Genomic DNA, 16,823 nt, shown 5'->3' on the forward strand with positions numbered 1-16,823 from the left:
CTCGATTAACCCTGGCGGTAAATCGGCCGCGGGTCGTCGGCACCTGCCTGGTAATGTACGCTCACTTCACCAAAGGCATTCAGCACTTCAGGCTTGAAGCGATCATCCGGCACCGCCAGCGCATCAAAGCCACAGCGCTGCATGTGATCCAGGCGATCCCGGGTGACATCACCCACCGCGCGCAGCTGGCCGGTGAAACCTGCACGGCGCACCAGGCGCGCCTGGCTGAAGCCGCGACCGTCGCGGAATACCGGGAACTCGATGGCCACCAGCGCCAGCCCGGACAGGTCCGCCAGCAGAACCTCGATGTCGTCGTCACCGTTAAACTGCACACCCAGGCGACCGTTACGGCTAACGAGTTGCGCACGGTGCTCGAGAAACAGCGCCAGCGGCACAACCAGGTCGCCATCCTGCGGCGCCTGCTCCAGCGTGGCCTCTGCATCCAGAAACTGCCAACTGTCCTGGGCTACGACTTCGCGATTAATGAGCAGGGGCATAGACTTTCTCCTTGAACGGGGCAACACCGATGCGACGCACCGTATCGATAAACAATTCACCTTCTTCGCGCGATTCGACGTAGGTCAGCAGCAGCTTCTCCAGCGTGCCGGCGACTTCATCGGCACCCACGGAACGACCCAGCACCTTGCCAAGAGACGCATCTTCCTTGTCGGAACCGCCGATGGTGATCTGGTACCAGTCCTCACCACCCTTGTCGACACCCAGGATACCGATATGGCCCACGTGGTGATGACCACAGGCGTTGATGCAACCGGACATGTTGAGGCGGATCTCGCCCAGCTCGTACTGGTAATCCAGGTCTTCGAACTTCTGGTTGATCTGATCGGCAATGCCCAGAGTCTTGGCGTTGGCCAGGGCGCAGAAATCACCGCCCGGGCACACGATCATGTCGCTGAGCATGTTGATGTTCGGGCGCGCCATGTTGTGCTCGGCCAGCACCTTCCACAGGGCGTACAGGTCGGCGTTCTTCACATCGGCCAGTACCAGGTTCTGGGTGTGGGTCACGCGGATCTCGCCGCCGCTGTACTGGTCGGCCAGGTCGGCTACGACATCCATCTGCAGATCGGTGGCATCCCCTGCCGGCGCCAGCATGGGCTTGAGGGAAACGACCACTGCACGATAACCGTTGATCTTGTGCACGACAGTATTCTTCTCGTACCAGACACGAAAATCCGTATCGGCTTCGAGCTGGGCGTTCAGGCTGACATCCTCGGCAGCTGTCGCGTCGTACTCGAAGGTGTTGAAGAAGTTTTCCACACGGGTGAACTCTTCAGCCGTGATTTCAAGCTCCGGCTGTTCCGCCTTGACCTGTTCCCACTCGGCTTCCACCAGGCGGGCGAATTCTTCGGCACCCAGCGCCTGTACCAGAATCTTGATACGGGCCTTGTACTTGTTGTCGCGACGACCGTTCAGGTTGTATACGCGCAGAATGGCATCCAGGTAGGACAGCAGATCCGCCTTGGGCAGGAAGCTGCGAATCGACTTGCCAATGATCGGCGTACGGCCAAGACCGCCACCGACCAGCACTTCAAAGCCCACTTCGCCGGCATCGTTTTTCACCAGGTGCAGGCCGATATCATGCACCTGGGACGCAGCGCGGTCTTTCGGACCACCGGTCACGGCAATCTTGAACTTGCGCGGCAGGTAGGCAAATTCAGGGTGCAGCGTAGACCACTGGCGAATCAGCTCGCAATAGGGCCGCGGGTCTTCAATTTCGTCGGCATTGACGCCGGCAAAATGGTCCGTGGTGGTATTGCGGATACAGTTGCCGGACGTCTGGATGGCATGCATCTGCACCTCAGCCAGCTCGGCCAGAATATCAGGCACTTCTTCCAGCTTCGGCCAGTTGAACTGGACGTTGGTACGCGTGGTGAAGTGGGCATAGTTCTTGTCATACGTGCGGGCGATATGCCCGAGCTTGCGCATCTGTGTGGATGACAGCAGGCCGTACGGAATTGCAACGCGCAGCATCGGCGCCTGACGCTGAATGTACAGGCCATTCATCAGCCGCAGCGGCAAAAACTCTTCGTCCGGCAGCTCACCTGCCAGGAAGCGTCGGGTCTGGTCACGGAACTGCGCAACACGCGCATCCACCAGTCTCTGGTCTACTTCTGTATATTGATACATGCTAACTACACCTTGCCTGACGGGGAGGCCCGCCACTCATCTCAATGCCCGTGGAAAGATTCAATCAGCCTGCCAGCACGAAGCGCAGACCAATCGCGAATAGAATCGACCCCATGATCGGCTGCATCACCCGCGGCGACAGCCGGACGCCTACATGACTGCCCAGAAACACCCCGGGCAGGGAACCGATCAGCAAGTATAACAGCAATGTCAAATCGACATTACCCATTGAATAGTGTCCGGCACCGGCCACGCTGGTCAGCACCACTGCATGCACCAGGTCCGTGCCGACGATGGCCGGCATGCTCATGCGCGGGTACAGCAGAATCAGCATGGCCGTACCCAGGGCGCCGGCACCGACCGACGACAGCGTTACCAGCGCGCCCAGCAGCAATCCCATCAGGGTTGTAAACAGCGGACGCCAGCGCCGCGCCTGGGCCGCCAGCGGATGATTCTCCAGCCGCATGGCGCGCTCGCGAATCTGGTTGCGCAAAAATACGGCGATCGAGGTCAGCACCAGGGACACGCCAAGCGTCATGTTCATCAGGCTCTCGATGCTTTCCAGCGCTTCGAGGCCCCTGAGGTAATTCAGCGTCAGCAAGCTGCCCGGCACGCTGCCCAGCAACAGCAGGCCCACCACCTTCCAGTGCACCATCTTGCGCCGCGCATAGGACCACATGCCGCCGAATTTGGTGACCGCAGCATAGATAAGGTCGGTACTCACGGCCACGACCGGCGCGATACCGAAGACCACAATCAGGATCGGGGTCATCAGGGCGCCACCGCCGATACCGGTGAGCCCAACGATAAAGCCGACCACCAGGCCGGCAAAACTGTATGCGAATTCCATGCTGCTCAACCACTCATGCAGGCGAACTGCTGCTATTAATTGCGGCCAATCATACTGACCACCGCTTATAACTCTAAATACTTATTAGAAATTTTGTTATAACCAAAAATAACCACGCAGCGCCTGACGACCCTGTCCTGAATCGCTCGCATCTTATTCCATTTAAGAATAAGCGAAGTCGAATATATTCTTTTTGATTGTATGAACAATGCTGCAATAATGCGCCGCATCATCGGTTAATAGCCGTTTGGCCTCCAGGGACCAAACAGTCGACTCAATACAGGTAAGGAAGGGCTCGATCCATGAATCAGTTGCCGGAACACCGTCTGACACATCTAAGACAGCTGGAAGCCGAGAGCATCCACATCATCCGGGAAGTGGCCGCGAGCTTTAACAACCCCGTCATGCTGTACTCCGTGGGCAAGGATTCGTCCGTCATGCTGCACCTGGCGCGCAAGGCCTTCCACCCGGGCAAGCCGCCGTTCCCGCTGATGCACGTGGACACCACCTGGAAATTCCGCGAAATGATCGCCTTCCGCGACCAGATGGCAGAAAAGGCCGGCATGGACCTGATCGTGCACATCAACCCCGAGGGCGTCGAGATGGGCATCAGCCCCTTCGTGCACGGTTCCAAAACCCACACCGACGTCATGAAGACCCAGGGCCTGAAGCAGGCGCTGGACAAGTACAAGTTTGATGCCGCCTTCGGTGGCGCCCGTCGTGACGAAGAAAAGTCACGCGCCAAGGAGCGTGTGTTTTCGTTCCGCGACAAGCACCACCGCTGGGATCCGAAAAACCAGCGCCCGGAACTCTGGAACACCTTCAACACCCGCATCGACAAGGGTGAGAGTATCCGTGTCTTCCCGCTGTCCAACTGGACGGAACTCGATATCTGGCAGTACATCTACCTCGAGCAGATCGAAATTGTACCGCTGTACTACTCCGCCCTGCGCCCGGTGGTCGAGCGCGATGGCATGCAGATCATGGTGGACGACGACCGCCTGCCGCTTGCACCGGGTGAAGAGCCGGTGATGAAAAAGGTGCGTTTCCGCACACTGGGGTGCTACCCGCTGACCGGGGCCGTCGAGTCCGAAGCCGACACCCTGCCGGAGATCATCCAGGAGATGCTGCTGACCACGACCTCCGAGCGGCAGGGGCGCGCTATCGACCACGACGGCGCAGGCTCCATGGAACAGAAAAAGATCGAAGGCTACTTCTGATCAAGCCCCGGAGCTTCGCCATCACTTGCGCCACCGCGCGGGTTCCGGGCAAACCATCCGAAACGACACCAGGACGCTGGTGCCGCGGCCAGGCCGCCGGCAGCGTCCAGTTTGGAGCTAAAACATGAGTCACCAAAGCGACCTGATTGCCACTGATATCCAGGAATACCTGTCCCAGCACGAAAACAAGGAACTGCTACGGTTCCTGACCTGCGGCAGTGTCGATGACGGCAAATCCACCCTGATCGGCCGCCTGCTGCACGATTCCAAGATGATCTACGAAGATCAGCTGGCCGCCATCACTGCCGACAGCAAGAAGTCCGGCACCACCGGCGACGATATCGATCTCGCGCTGCTGGTCGATGGCCTGCAGGCCGAACGCGAACAGGGCATTACCATTGATGTGGCCTACCGCTACTTCTCGACCTCACAGCGCAAGTTCATCATTGCCGACACCCCGGGACACGAGCAGTACACCCGCAACATGGCCACCGGTGCCTCCACCTGCGACCTGGCCATTATCCTGATCGACGCCCGCCACGGCGTGCAGATACAGACGCGGCGTCACAGCTTTATCGTTTCCCTGCTGGGCATCAAGCACACCATCGTTGCCATTAACAAGATGGACCTGGTGGACTTCAGCGAGGAACGCTACGAACAGATCAAGGCCGACTACCTGGCGTTCGCCAGGGAACTGAACCTGCCGGATCTGAAGTTCGTTCCCCTGTCCGCCCTCAAGGGCGATAACGTGGTCACCCGGTCGGAAAAATCCCCCTGGTACAAGGGCGAGCCCCTGATGGGCCTGCTGGAGTCCGTCGAACTGGCCAACGACGCCAATTTCGACGAACTGCGCTTTCCGGTGCAGTACGTCAACCGCCCGCATCTGGATTTTCGCGGCTACTGCGGCACCCTGAGTTCCGGCATCGTGCGCCCGGGCGATGCAGTTACCGTACTGCCCTCCGGCAAGTCGAGCCGCGTCAAGTCCATCGTCACCTTCGATGGCGACCTGACCGAAGCCTACCCACCGATGTCCGTAACCCTGACGCTGGAAGACGAGATCGACATCTCCCGCGGCGACATCCTGGTGCACAGCGACAAGGTGCCCGACGTCACCAGCCGTTTCGACGCCATGGTGGTGTGGATGGCCGAAGCCGAACTGGTGCCGGGCCGCACCTACGACGTCAAGCTCGCCACCCAGACCGTGGCCGGCAGCGTGAGCCATATTCGCCACCGCATCGACGTCAACACCCACGAGCAGATTCCGGCCAGCACCCTGGGCCTGAACGAAATTGCCCGTTGCGAACTGAACATAGAGCGCGCCATCATCGCCGACGATTACCGCGACCACCGCGGCACCGGCTCCTTCATCATTGTTGATCGCCTGAGCAACGCCACCGTGGCCGCCGGCATGATCATCAATGAAGGCGACCAGGCACAGCTGGGCGACATCGACACCATCAGTGCCGAATCCCTGGTGAGCCGCAGCGACAAGGAGCGCCGCTACGGCCAGCGCGCTGGCGTTATCAGCGTCAGCGGCGGCGACGAAGCGGCCCGCGATCAGCTGCTCTACAGCACCGAAAAGCGCCTGTTCGATGCCGGTCGTGCCGTGGCGGTGCTGACACCGCGCAACCTGCCGGCTGTGCTGCAGGCAAATCTTGCCGAAACCGCCGCGCTGCTGGCCGACAACGGTCTGGTCGTGCTGGTCGACAGCGACAGCACGCTACCGGGTGCGCTTAGCGTCAACCTGGACGGCCAGGCAGGTGATCTACGCCTGAACGGCGCAGCCCAGAGCCCGCAGGAGCAGGTAAAAGCGCTGCTGGCACTGCTCAAGGCACACGCACTGGCGTAAGCTCTGCCAGCGCGGACCTGCCCTGACGGCACCCTCGGGCCCGGCACAGACTCCTGTGACCGGGCCCGAGGCGTTAATAAGACTGCTTATTCCGGACTCAAGCCTGTACCCGGACGGGGACAATCCGGTAAAATTCTGCGCTCGTTTTCGACCGGGCACGGGTTGTCGGTACTTTCACCCATAAAGCTCCCGGTAAATTTTCTGGCGGGTGCGCCGCGCAACAGCGCGCCCTTGAGCGGCAAACTGGCCGCGCCCTACGCAACTAGAGCATCGCGATGACGGAATTTCTGCTTATTCTGATCAGCACCGTGCTGGTGAATAACTTCGTACTGGTGCAGTTTCTTGGCCTCTGTCCCTTTATGGGCGTCTCCAACAAGCTGGAAACCGCCATGGGCATGTCCCTGGCGACCACCTTTGTACTGACGCTGTCATCCCTGTGCAGCTACCTGGTGTACACCTACCTGCTGGCACCGCTGGAGATGGCCTTCCTCAAGACCATCGCCTTCATTCTGGTTATTGCCGTAGTGGTGCAGTTCACCGAAATGGTGGTGCGAAAAACCAGCCCGCTGCTGTACCGGGTGCTGGGTATATTTCTGCCCCTGATCACCACCAACTGCGCCGTGCTCGGCGTGGCGCTGCTCAATATCAAGAAAATGAACGGCTTTATGGAATCCATTGTCTACGGTTTCGGCGCCGCGGTGGGCTTTTCCCTGGCCCTGATCCTGTTTTCAGCGATTCGCGAGCGCGTCGCCGTCGCCGATGTTCCGACACCCTTTCGCGGAGCGGCCATCGGCATGGTGACCGCCGGCTTGATGTCACTGGCTTTCATGGGCTTCACCGGCCTGGTGTCATTCTGAGCGGAGAGTACGCATGAGCGCAGTTATTATCGCTATCCTGGTCCTGCTCGGGCTCGCCGTCGTATTCGGCATCGTGCTGGGCTTCGCCTCGGTGCGTTTCAAGGTCGAAGGCAACCCCATCGTCGATCAGATCGACGCCCTGCTGCCCCAGACGCAGTGCGGCCAGTGCGGCTACCCGGGCTGCCGCCCCTACGCCGAGGCCATCGCCGGCGGCGACACCATCAACAAGTGCCCGCCCGGCGGCCAGTCCACCATCGAGGCCCTGGCCGACCTGCTGGACGTTGAAGCCATACCACTGGATGACGAGCACGGCGAGGAAAAGCCCCGCTCTATCGCCTACATCCGCGAAGACGAGTGCATCGGCTGCACCAAGTGCATCCAGGCCTGCCCGGTGGACGCCATCCTCGGCGCCGCCAAGCAGATGCATACCGTGATCATGTCCGAATGCACCGGCTGCGATCTCTGTGTTGAACCCTGCCCGGTTGACTGTATCGACATGATCCCGATTGAAACCACCCTCAGCACCTGGAAATGGCCGGCACCCAAGCCCGGTATCCAGCTGATCGCCACCGACGCCGGTCGCGGCAGTGCCCAGCAGGGAGGACTCGCCTGATGAGCCAGGTCTTTGCATTCCACGGCGGCGTACATCCGCCGGAAAACAAGCGCCAGTCGACCCGCACCCCCATACGCCAGGCCCCGGTGCCCGGACGGCTGGTACTGCCTCTATCGCAGCATATAGGCGCACCGGCCGAGCCCTGCATCCAGGTTGGTGACAAGGTGCTCAAGGGACAGCGCATCGCCACCCCCGTGGGCCGCATCAGCGCCGCGCTGCACGCGCCGACCTCCGGCACCGTCAGCGCCATCGCGCCACACCCGATTCCCCATGCTTCCGGCATGGAAGCCAACTGCATCATTATCGACAGCGATGGCGAAGACCGCTGGGGCGAACATGCAGGCCTGGCGGATTACAGGGCCCTCGGCAAGGCGGCACTGACCGACTACATCCGCAACAGCGGCATCACCGGCATGGGCGGCGCAGGCTTCCCCACCGACGTGAAACTGCACCTGGGCGACGATCATATCGTCAACACCCTGATCATCAACGCCGCCGAGTGCGAACCCTATATCACCGCCGATGACATGCTGATGCGCGAACGCGCCGATGATATCGTCGCCGGTATCGAAATCATCGACCACCTGCTAAAGCCCAGCCATATTCTCATCGGCATCGAGGACAACAAGCCACAGGCCGTCCGGGCGCTGGAAAAGGCCCTGGCCGGTTGCCGCCTGAATATCGACCTGCGCGTGGTGCCGACCAAGTACCCGTCCGGCGGTGAAAAACAGCTTATCAAGCTGCTGACCGATGTCGAGGTACCCAGCGGCCGCATTCCCGCCGATGTCGGTATCGTCTGCCAGAACGTCGGCACCGCCTATGCCACGGCGCGGGCAGTGCACCATGGCGAGCCACTGATTTCCCGTATCGTTACCCTCACCGGCGAGGCCGTGGCGCAGCCACAGAACTTCGAAGCCCTGATCGGCACCCCCTACGAATTGCTGCTGCGCGCCGCACGCGTGAGCCCGAACGATCTGTACCGCCTGGTTGTGGGTGGCCCGATGATGGGCTTTAGCGTCGATAACGATCAGATCCCGGTGATCAAGACCACCAACTGCCTGATCGCCGCCAGCCCCGACGAAATGCCCGAAGCTCCGCCGGCGCAGGAATGCATTCGCTGCGGTCTGTGCGAACAGGTGTGCCCGGCCGAACTGCTGCCCCAGCAGCTGTACTGGTTCGCCAAGGGCCGGGAGCTCGACAAGGCCAAGCACCACAACCTGTTCGACTGCATCGAATGCGGCGCCTGCTCCTATGTCTGCTCCAGTGCCATTCCTCTGGTGCAGTACTATCGCAACGCCAAAGCCGAGATTCGCAGCGACGACGCCGAACAGCGCAAGGCCGAGCACGCCCGCGTGCGCTTTGAAGCCCGCCAGGCGCGCCTGGAAGCCGAGCAGGCCGAGAAGGAAGCCCGCCGCAAGGCCCGCGCCGAAGAGGCTGCACGTAACCAGGCCGCACGCAAGGACAAGCCCCTGGCGGCAACGCCCAGCACCAGCGCTGCATCCGCCGCAGCACCAGCCGCAGAGCCCGACCTCAAGCAGCTGAAAACCGCCGCCTCGGTGGCGCGCACCAAGCTCAAGCAGGCCCAGAAGGCGCTCAAGAACGCCGAGGACAAGGGGCTTGAAGGCATCGACACGCTGCGCGATACCCTGACTGCACTGAACGCCAGGGCCGATGCGACCCAGCAGGCCTACGACCAGGCCCTGAACGCCGACAGCGCAGCCAGCGCCGCGCCCGATGCCAAACAGCTCAAAACCAACGCCGCCGTGGCGCGCACCAAGCTCAAGCAGGCCGAAAAAGCCCTGGCGACGGCCCGCGACAACGGCAGCGATGAAATCGCCGCGCTGGAATCCCGCGTGCGCGAGCTCGAACTGCGCGCCCACGACGCCCAACAAGCCTATGATGCCGCCGATGCCGGCGCCGCCCCGAGTATCGATCCTGCCAAACTGGCCGAGCTGAAAGCCGACATGGAGGCCGCCAGGGCCAAGGTCGACAAGGCCCAGGCCGCACTGGAAGGCGCCATAGCCTCGGGCAGCCCGGCGGTCGAGAAAATGACCGCCGGTGTCGAGAAGCTGCGCGCCAAGTACCTGGAAGCAAAGGCCGCCCATGATACTGCCAGCGCGCCGGCTGTTGCACCGGCCGGTGCACCGACAATCAGCCCGACCAGGATCGCCGAACTGAAAGCCGACATGGAGGCCGCCAGGGCCAAAGTCGACAAGGCCCAGGCCGCACTGGAAGGCGCCATAGCCTCGGGCAGCCCCGCGGTCGAGAAAATGACCGCCGGTGTCGAGAAGCTGCGCGCCAAGTACCTGGAAGCAAAGGCCGCCCATGATACTGCCAGCGCGCCGGCTGTTGCACCGGCTGGTGCACCGACAATCAGCCCGGCCAGGATCGCCGAACTGAAAGCCGACATGGAGGCCGCCAGGGCCAAGGTCGACAAGGCCCAGACCGCACTGGAAGGTGCCATTGCCTCGGGCAGCCCCGCGGTCGAGAAAATGACCGCCGGTGTCGAGAAGCTGCGCGCCAAGTATCTGGAAGCAAAAGCGGCCCTTGATACCGCTGCCGGCAGTCATGCCGAAAGCGTCGCTGCGGCCCCAGCAGCTCAGGCACCGGTTGATATCAAGGCTCTGAAACAGCAGGTGTCCATCATGCGCACCAAGCTGAAAAAAGCCGAGAAGACCCTGCAGGACGCCGATGCCGACAACCAAGCCAGCCTCAACGCTGAGGTGCAGGAACTGAGTGCTCGCTTTGAGAGCGCCCAAGCCGAGCTCAAGACGGCCGAGCAGGCACGTATCGACGTTGCCGCTGCCGCCGGCGTCGACCTCAAGCAGCTGCAAATCGATGCCGCCATGGCCCGCGCCGAGGTCACCAAAACCGAGCGCGCGCTGGGCATCGCCGACAGCACCGCCGCCACGGAACTTGAGCAGGCCCTGCTCCAGGCCCGCAGCCGCGCCGACGAATTAAGCAAAACGCTAAGCCGTTTTGAATAAGGATTGACCCAAAGATGGCACTGATTCGCTCCAGTTCACCCCACCTGCGCCGGGCCGGTAGCACCGCACAACTGATGCGCCTGCTACTCGTTGCCACCCTGCCGGGCCTGGCGGCCATGACCTTCTTTTTCGGCTGGGGCACCCTGCTGCAGGTTGGCTGGGCCATGCTGCTGGCGCTCGGTTTCGAAGCGGCGGTCATGAAACTGCGCGGCCGCCCCGCCAGCTTCTACCTGCGCGATTACAGCGCTTTGGTCACGGCGGTACTGCTGGGACTGGCCCTGCCTCCCTTCGCCCCCTGGTGGCTGATGGTAGTGGGCATTTTCGTCGCCATCGTCATTGCCAAGCACCTGTACGGCGGCATGGGCAATAACCCCTTTAATCCTGCGATGGTGGCCTACGCCCTGCTGCTGGTATCTTTTCCCGTCGAAATGACCCGCTGGACCGCCCCCTTCGTACTGCAAGGCGAGGATGGCTGGCATGTTCTCGGCTTTTTCGACACCTTCAAGCTTGTCTTCGGCGCTCTGGAACAGGGTACTCTCGATGCCTTCACCTCGGCCACGCCACTGGATGAATTGCGCCACCGCGGCGGCCAGACCACTGAAGAAGCCTTTCGCAACTCGAACGTGCTGGCCAACGGCGTTGGCGCCTGGCATGCCGTGAGTGCCGCCTACTTCATGGGCGGTGTCTTCCTGCTGTACCGCAAGGTGTTCACCTGGCATACGCCGGTGGCGGTACTGGGCAGCCTGGCCGTACTGTCCACGCTGTTTTACATGTTCTCGCCCGATACCTATGCCGATCCGTTCTTCCACCTGACCATGGGCGCCACCATGCTCGGGGCCTTCTTTATCGCCACGGACCCCGTTACCGCTGCCACCAGCAACCGTGGCAAGATCTATTACGGTATCGGCATTGGCCTGCTGATTTTCGTTATCCGCACCTGGGGCAGCTACCCCGATGCCGTGGCCTTCGCCGTGCTGCTGATGAACCTCTGTGCTCCCTTTATCGATCAGTACAGCCAGCCACGCACCTACGGCCATGCCAAAGCCAAGCGCGGCCAGAAGGAGAGCTCCTGATGCACATGCTCAGCGCCCCCTTGATCGGTCAGTACAGCCAGCCACGCACCTACGGCCATGCCAAAGCCAAGCGCGGCCAGAAGGAGAGCTCCTGATGCACATGCTCAGCGCCCCCTTGATCGGTCAGTACAGCCAGCCACGCACCTACGGCCATGCCAAAGCCAAGCGCGGCCAGAAGGAGAGCTCCTGATGCAAATGCTTAACGCCATCAGCCGCAGCACTACCGGCATTGCCATTTTTGCCGTGGTCACCGCAGGTCTCATTGCCATTACCCAGGTCGGCACCAGCGACCGCATCAAGCAGAATGAACGCGAGCAGCAGGCCCGGGCACTGTATGAAATCGTGCCCCGCGAGGGGCTCGACAGCGACCTGCTGGAAAACGGCATCGAGTTTGTCGCCCCGGACCTGCTGGGCCACGACCGCCCTGAAACCGCCTACCGCGCCATGCGCAACGGCCAGCCCGTCATGGTAATCATGCCCGTGGTCGCCCCCGACGGTTACACCGGCGAAATCAGCATGATCGTGGGCATCAACAGCGATGCCAGCGTGGCGGGGGTTCGCGTGCTGGCCCACAAGGAAACGCCGGGCCTGGGCGACAAGGTCGATATCAAGAAATCCCGCTGGGTGCTGGGCTTTGCCAACCAGACCAAAACCGAGCTGGACCCCAGCTGGGGCGTGCGCAAGGATGGCGGACGCTTTGACCAGTTCACCGGCGCCACCATCACACCCAGGGCAGTCGTCAATGCCGTGGGCCGCAGCGTGGACTATTTCCGGCTGCACCGCGGCGAGCTGCTTGGCCTGAGTGACGACGCGCAACAGGAGACGCCTGACAATGGCTGATTACCGCAAGATTACCCTCGACGGCCTCTGGCACAACAACCCTGCCCTGGTTCAGCTGCTGGGTCTGTGCCCGCTGCTGGCCGTAACCGGCACGGTCGTCAACGCCATCGGCCTTGGCATTGCCAGCACCCTGGTACTGACCGGCTCCAACCTGACCGTGTCGCTTTTTCGCCACTTCGTGCCGGACTCCGTGCGCCTGCCCATCTTCGTCATGATCATCGCCTCCTTCGTGACATCCATCGAGCTGCTGATGCAGGCATTCACCTACGAGCTGTACCAGATTCTGGGCATCTTCATTCCCCTGATCGTGACCAACTGCGCCATCATGGGCCGTGCCGACGCCTTCGCCTGCAAGAACCCGGTAGGCGCCTCGGTACTGGACGGTCTGATGATGGGTCTGGGCTTTACCCTGGTGCTGATGATTCTGGGCGCCATGCGTGAAGTGCTGGGCCTGGGCACCCTCTTTGCCGATATGCAGCTGCTCTTTGGCCCCATGGCTGAAAGCTGGAAAATCACCCTGATTGGCGACTACTCGGGCTTTCTGTTCGCGATCCTGCCACCGGGTGCCTTTGTGGGCATGGGCCTGCTTATCGCCGTGAAAAACATCGTGGACGCCAAACTGGAAGAACGCCGCAAGGCCCGCAAGCCCAAGGCCGACGGCGGCAGCAGCCGGCGCGTACGCGTTACCGGCACCATCAACTAGGCAGGATACGGCAGATGAACGCGGCCAAGCGACTGCAGATCTTTACCCGGCTGCGCGATGAAAACCCGCACCCGGTCACCGAACTGGAATACAGCTCGCCTTTCGAGCTGCTGGTGGCGGTCACACTGTCGGCCCAGGCCACCGATGTGAGCGTCAACAAGGCGACCCGCAAGCTGTTTCCTGTCGCCAACACCCCCGCCGCCATACTGGCGCTGGGGGTCGACGGGCTCAAGCAGTACATCAAGACCATCGGGCTCTACAACAGCAAGGCCGAGAATGTCATAAAGGCCTGTCGCATGCTGGTCGAACTGCACGACTCCGTGGTTCCCCAGACCCGCGAGGAACTCGAGGCCCTGCCGGGCGTAGGTCGAAAAACGGCCAATGTCGTCCTCAATACCGCCTTTCGCCAGCCCGCCATGGCCGTGGATACGCACATTTTTCGTGTCTCCAACCGCACCGGTATCGCGCCTGGAAAAACGGTACTCGAGGTAGAAAAGAAGCTGCTGCGCTTCATCCCCAGGGAATTCCTACTGGATGCTCACCACTGGCTGATCCTGCACGGACGCTATGTCTGCATCGCCCGCAAGCCACGCTGCATGTCCTGCCTGATTGAAGACCTGTGCGACTACAAGCACAAGACCGACAGCGCCTGACCCCCTCAAGCATGCCTGGTGACTGGCGCCTGTTTAGTGCAAGCACCTTGGCGTTCGCCATCCTGGATGAACCCGCTGGGAACCCGGCGATAAGCGCACCCGCACCCGCACTCAGAGGTCACCCCGATGCCGCCAAAGAGCGCCACCGGAACGAAACCCGACCGGATCACAACCGATACAGCCCCTCACCAGAAGCTGAACAAAAAACACCCAGCCACACTTGAAAAACCGGCAAAATTGACCATCAAGCACCTTGACCACTTAGTCAGTTTATGTCCGTTTGATTGAAGAATGTTGATAATTCAGTTACCCCCACATTCTGTGGATAAAACTGTTGGTAACATTTGGGCAGATGCCCCTAGCCCCCACCATTAAAGGGCTCAACTTAGATTGATCAAAAAACAACCATCATTATTTTTAACTTTAAAATCAATTAGTTATAGGAATCAATCGGGATTCGAAACTATTTCCCAGCGACAAACCCACAGAGCCAAAGATGCATCTCAGAGGTGTGGATGATCAACATAGACACGAGCTGTCAAGACCGATTTCCGCGCTCTTTTTCATGCTTGCTACTTGTTCTTTATTCATCTTTCTGAAAATGCGGTGAGGGATCGATCCAGCCTGTGCACAGAACTCGAGAAGCACCGGGACTGTGGGTAACTTGAAGTCCAGCCGCATTGCTCAGTGCACAACCATGCTGAACAGGTACCAGGCCGGTACCTCAGGCCGCCCCCGCCAGCCAGGACGGAACCGGCAAGCCCTTTGACTGCAGGAAAACCGGATTAAACAACTTGCTTTGATAACGCGAGCCGACATCACACAGCACGGTCACCACCGTATGACCCGGGCCAAGCGTGCGGGCAACCTGTACCGCACCGGCCACATTGATACCACTGGACCCCCCGAGACAAAGCCCCTCGTATTGCAGAAGGTCATACAGATAGGGCAATGCTTCCTGATCGCTGATTTCCAGCGCATCGTCCACTTCCAGCCCTTCCAGGTTTGCGGTAATACGGCTCTGGCCGATACCCTCCATCACCGAGGAGCCCTGGGCTCGCAACTCGCCCTCGCGGTAGTAATTGCACAGCGAGGCGCCCTGAGCATCCGACAGCACAATGCTGACGCTTTTATCCTGCTCGCGCAGCGCCCTGGCCACACCCGCCAGGGTTCCCCCGGTACCCACCGCGCAGCAGAACGCATCCAGCTGGCCGCCGCACTGGCGCCAGATCTCGGCACCGGTGCTCTGGTAATGCACTTCACGATTGGCGGTATTATCAAACTGGTTGGCCCAGATGGCACTGCAGCCCTGCCGCTGCAGCTGAGCCGCAATACGACCCGACACCCGGGTGTAGTGATTTTCATCGGCGTAGGGCACAGCGGGCACCAGACGCAGGTCCGCACCGTAAAGCCGCAGCAGGTCCTTTTTTTCCTGGCTCTGGGTTTCCGGCATGACAATGATGGTGCGATACCCCAGCGCATTGGCCACCAGACAAAGCCCGATGCCGGTATTGCCGGCGGTACCCTCGACAATAGTGCCGCCTGGCTCAAGCTGCCCCCGACGCTCGGCGTCGCGGATAATGCCCAGCGCTGTGCGGTCTTTTACCGAACCGCCGGGATTCATGAACTCAGCCTTGCCCAGTATGGTGCAGCCGGTAAGCTCCGAGACCTGGCGCAACTCGATCAGCGGCGTGTTGCCAATCAGCGAGATCAGCGCGGGTTGATGCTCAGACATGACGATTCTCCGGTTGGGGTGCTGCCAAAAGTATGGCAGCTCCTGCCCCGGACAGGCGCCGAGAAGCAACTTATACCGGTCAACTCACTTGCCCACAAAATCTGTGCATAAGTCACTGAATAAGTATTGATTACCCGGCTCAAAGCCCGCTATTACGGCACCCGCGACAAATCGGACAGTATCCGTACAGAGCGGGATAAATGTTTGTTTTTCAGCAAGTTAGATAGAGATACCAACAAGCGGCACGAGCGTTTACAGTACAAAGTCAATATTGACAGCTGGCAAAATGCAGCTGTGCAAAAGAATTTTACACAGCCGGAATCCAGGCCCCGGAACAATTCCACAGCAAGGCTTTGCACTCGCGATCGTAAAGCCGTAACGAGCGGGCCTAGAGGCAAGGCGCACGGCACGCAGGAACCGCAGCGCATGGGGCATACATGAGAATTCCGGGCATCGCGCAGCCTATGAGTCGCGCAGCAGGTTTTTCGAGGTGCCCTGCAGGCGCAGCTGCGACAGCTGTCTTGATGCATGTCTTGAGCTTGCGGTGCGGGAGAGAATTGCATGTCGTGCAGCCAGGCAAGACCACTCATTGCGAGCGGCCTTTACCGGGTTTTCTGGCAGTACGCCTGAAGAGCATGACGGCAGACAAGAGCCTGCCGCTACTCCGACGGAAGCTCGATCTCGATGTGCGTCCTGGGCTTGCAGCAGCAGGTGAGGATCTCGTCATCGTGCAGGTTTACCAGACTGCTCCTTGCGAACAGCCTGCACCCTCTCGATGCCTAACCTGACGTCCCTTATTCCGAAGGGATTTCGATCTCGATGTGTGTCTTGGGCTTGCAGCAGCAGGTGAGAATCTCGTCATCGTGCAGGTCTACCAGACTGCTCCCTGTGAACAGCCTGCACCCTTTCCAACTCGCCGTCGAGCAGACGTACTCCTTGAACCTTGAACCTTGAACCTTGAACCTTGAACCTTGAACCTTGAACCTTGAATCTTGCCCCTGTTGTTTATTCAGACGGAAGTTCGATCTCGATATGCGTTTTCGGTTTGCAGCAGCAGGTGAGGATCTCGTCATCGTGCAGGTCTACCAAGTAATCCTGCACCATCTCGACTTCACCATCCAGAAGTCTCACTTTGCAGGTTCCGCAGTAGCCGCCGCGACAGCTATAGGGTGCCGGAATCTCCTGCGCCTCCAGTGCATCCAGCAACGAAAACTCATACTGGAAGTAGAAGGTATGGTAGTTGCTCACCTTGATGCGCGGAATCCCGGCCATGGTTCGCTCCTTGTCTGCGGGCATTA

The 16,823-nt window shown here is 60.5% G+C and carries 14 protein-coding genes; 9 read left to right on the plus strand and 5 right to left on the minus strand.

Going from position 1 to position 16,823, the window contains the following annotated elements:
* Window positions 1-5: 5 nt before the first annotated feature.
* From KDW95_RS09830 to KDW95_RS09840, 3 genes are all read right to left on the minus strand, one after another.
* Window positions 6-497, minus strand: coding sequence for a DUF934 domain-containing protein (locus KDW95_RS09830; protein WP_255856093.1), 492 nt, complete (start codon window positions 495-497; stop codon window positions 6-8).
* Window positions 481-2,145, minus strand: a complete 1,665-nt coding sequence (locus KDW95_RS09835; RefSeq protein ID WP_255856094.1) for a nitrite/sulfite reductase — start codon at window positions 2,143-2,145, stop codon at window positions 481-483. Before KDW95_RS09835 ends, KDW95_RS09830 begins: the two co-directional genes overlap by 17 nt.
* A gap of 64 nt (window positions 2,146-2,209) precedes the next feature.
* A complete protein-coding gene (locus KDW95_RS09840; protein ID WP_255856095.1) occupies window positions 2,210-2,995 on the minus strand; it encodes a sulfite exporter TauE/SafE family protein in 786 nt (261 codons plus the stop codon).
* Window positions 2,996-3,297: 302 nt separating this feature from the next.
* Here KDW95_RS09840 and cysD point away from each other — a divergent pair, with 302 nt between their 5' ends.
* From cysD to nth, 9 genes are all read left to right on the plus strand, one after another.
* Window positions 3,298-4,215: a sulfate adenylyltransferase subunit CysD gene (cysD, locus tag KDW95_RS09845; protein WP_370646684.1), complete on the plus strand. Its 918-nt coding sequence runs from the start codon at window positions 3,298-3,300 to the stop codon at window positions 4,213-4,215.
* Between the two features lie 124 nt (window positions 4,216-4,339).
* Window positions 4,340-6,064 (plus strand): sulfate adenylyltransferase subunit CysN, encoded by a 1,725-nt coding sequence (gene cysN, locus KDW95_RS09850; protein ID WP_255856096.1) that lies wholly within the window; start codon window positions 4,340-4,342, stop codon window positions 6,062-6,064.
* Window positions 6,065-6,339: 275 nt separating this feature from the next.
* Window positions 6,340-6,921 carry an electron transport complex subunit RsxA gene (gene rsxA, locus KDW95_RS09855; RefSeq protein WP_067298561.1) on the plus strand — a complete coding sequence of 194 codons (582 nt, stop codon included), beginning with the start codon at window positions 6,340-6,342 and terminating at the stop codon, window positions 6,919-6,921.
* A 13-nt stretch (window positions 6,922-6,934) separates the two neighbouring features.
* The gene (gene rsxB / locus KDW95_RS09860) at window positions 6,935-7,534 is read left to right on the plus strand and encodes an electron transport complex subunit RsxB (RefSeq protein WP_255856097.1); all 600 of its coding nucleotides are present in this window, start codon (window positions 6,935-6,937) and stop codon (window positions 7,532-7,534) included.
* A complete protein-coding gene (rsxC, locus tag KDW95_RS09865; RefSeq protein ID WP_255856098.1) occupies window positions 7,534-10,521 on the plus strand; it encodes an electron transport complex subunit RsxC in 2,988 nt (995 codons plus the stop codon). Before rsxB ends, rsxC begins: the two co-directional genes overlap by 1 nt.
* Before the next feature lie 14 nt (window positions 10,522-10,535).
* On the plus strand, window positions 10,536-11,594 hold the full coding sequence (rsxD, locus tag KDW95_RS09870) for an electron transport complex subunit RsxD (protein WP_255856099.1): 1,059 nt from the start codon (window positions 10,536-10,538) through the stop codon (window positions 11,592-11,594).
* Between the two features lie 189 nt (window positions 11,595-11,783).
* Entirely contained in the window at window positions 11,784-12,434 is a 651-nt protein-coding gene (gene rsxG / locus KDW95_RS09875; protein WP_255856100.1) for an electron transport complex subunit RsxG, read from the plus strand.
* Window positions 12,427-13,137: an electron transport complex subunit E gene (locus KDW95_RS09880; RefSeq protein WP_255856101.1), complete on the plus strand. Its 711-nt coding sequence runs from the start codon at window positions 12,427-12,429 to the stop codon at window positions 13,135-13,137. The genes rsxG and KDW95_RS09880 overlap by 8 nt, the downstream gene beginning before the upstream one ends.
* A 14-nt stretch (window positions 13,138-13,151) precedes the next feature.
* Window positions 13,152-13,790, plus strand: coding sequence for an endonuclease III (gene nth / locus KDW95_RS09885; RefSeq protein WP_255856102.1), 639 nt, complete (start codon window positions 13,152-13,154; stop codon window positions 13,788-13,790).
* 724 nt (window positions 13,791-14,514) lie between these two features.
* On the opposite strand, the gene KDW95_RS09890 is transcribed toward nth, so the two are convergent.
* Window positions 14,515-15,525: a cysteine synthase A gene (locus KDW95_RS09890; RefSeq protein ID WP_255856103.1), complete on the minus strand. Its 1,011-nt coding sequence runs from the start codon at window positions 15,523-15,525 to the stop codon at window positions 14,515-14,517.
* 1,005 nt (window positions 15,526-16,530) lie between these two features.
* The gene (gene yfaE / locus KDW95_RS09895; protein ID WP_255856104.1) at window positions 16,531-16,797 is read right to left on the minus strand and encodes a class I ribonucleotide reductase maintenance protein YfaE; all 267 of its coding nucleotides are present in this window, start codon (window positions 16,795-16,797) and stop codon (window positions 16,531-16,533) included.
* Between the last annotated feature and the right edge of the window lie 26 nt (window positions 16,798-16,823).

The organism is Marinobacterium rhizophilum, from assembly GCF_024397915.1.
Classification (GTDB): Bacteria; Pseudomonadota; Gammaproteobacteria; order Pseudomonadales; family Balneatricaceae; genus Marinobacterium_A; species Marinobacterium_A rhizophilum_A.

What these genes read in the sequence shown, in the direction of transcription:
- KDW95_RS09890 (WP_255856103.1), bottom strand. Translation starts at nt 15,525, where the DNA reads ATGTCTGAGCATCAACCCGCGCTGATCTCGCTGATTGGCAACACGCCG.
- cysN (WP_255856096.1), top strand. Translation starts at nt 4,340, where the DNA reads ATGAGTCACCAAAGCGACCTGATTGCCACTGATATCCAGGAATACCTG.
- KDW95_RS09880 (WP_255856101.1), top strand. Translation starts at nt 12,427, where the DNA reads ATGGCTGATTACCGCAAGATTACCCTCGACGGCCTCTGGCACAACAAC.
- KDW95_RS09840 (WP_255856095.1), bottom strand. Translation starts at nt 2,995, where the DNA reads ATGGAATTCGCATACAGTTTTGCCGGCCTGGTGGTCGGCTTTATCGTT.
- rsxG (WP_255856100.1), top strand. Translation starts at nt 11,784, where the DNA reads ATGCAAATGCTTAACGCCATCAGCCGCAGCACTACCGGCATTGCCATT.
- KDW95_RS09830 (WP_255856093.1), bottom strand. Translation starts at nt 497, where the DNA reads ATGCCCCTGCTCATTAATCGCGAAGTCGTAGCCCAGGACAGTTGGCAG.
- rsxC (WP_255856098.1), top strand. Translation starts at nt 7,534, where the DNA reads ATGAGCCAGGTCTTTGCATTCCACGGCGGCGTACATCCGCCGGAAAAC.
- yfaE (WP_255856104.1), bottom strand. Translation starts at nt 16,797, where the DNA reads ATGGCCGGGATTCCGCGCATCAAGGTGAGCAACTACCATACCTTCTAC.
- cysD (WP_370646684.1), top strand. Translation starts at nt 3,298, where the DNA reads ATGAATCAGTTGCCGGAACACCGTCTGACACATCTAAGACAGCTGGAA.
- KDW95_RS09835 (WP_255856094.1), bottom strand. Translation starts at nt 2,145, where the DNA reads ATGTATCAATATACAGAAGTAGACCAGAGACTGGTGGATGCGCGTGTT.
- nth (WP_255856102.1), top strand. Translation starts at nt 13,152, where the DNA reads ATGAACGCGGCCAAGCGACTGCAGATCTTTACCCGGCTGCGCGATGAA.
- rsxA (WP_067298561.1), top strand. Translation starts at nt 6,340, where the DNA reads ATGACGGAATTTCTGCTTATTCTGATCAGCACCGTGCTGGTGAATAAC.
- rsxB (WP_255856097.1), top strand. Translation starts at nt 6,935, where the DNA reads ATGAGCGCAGTTATTATCGCTATCCTGGTCCTGCTCGGGCTCGCCGTC.
- rsxD (WP_255856099.1), top strand. Translation starts at nt 10,536, where the DNA reads ATGGCACTGATTCGCTCCAGTTCACCCCACCTGCGCCGGGCCGGTAGC.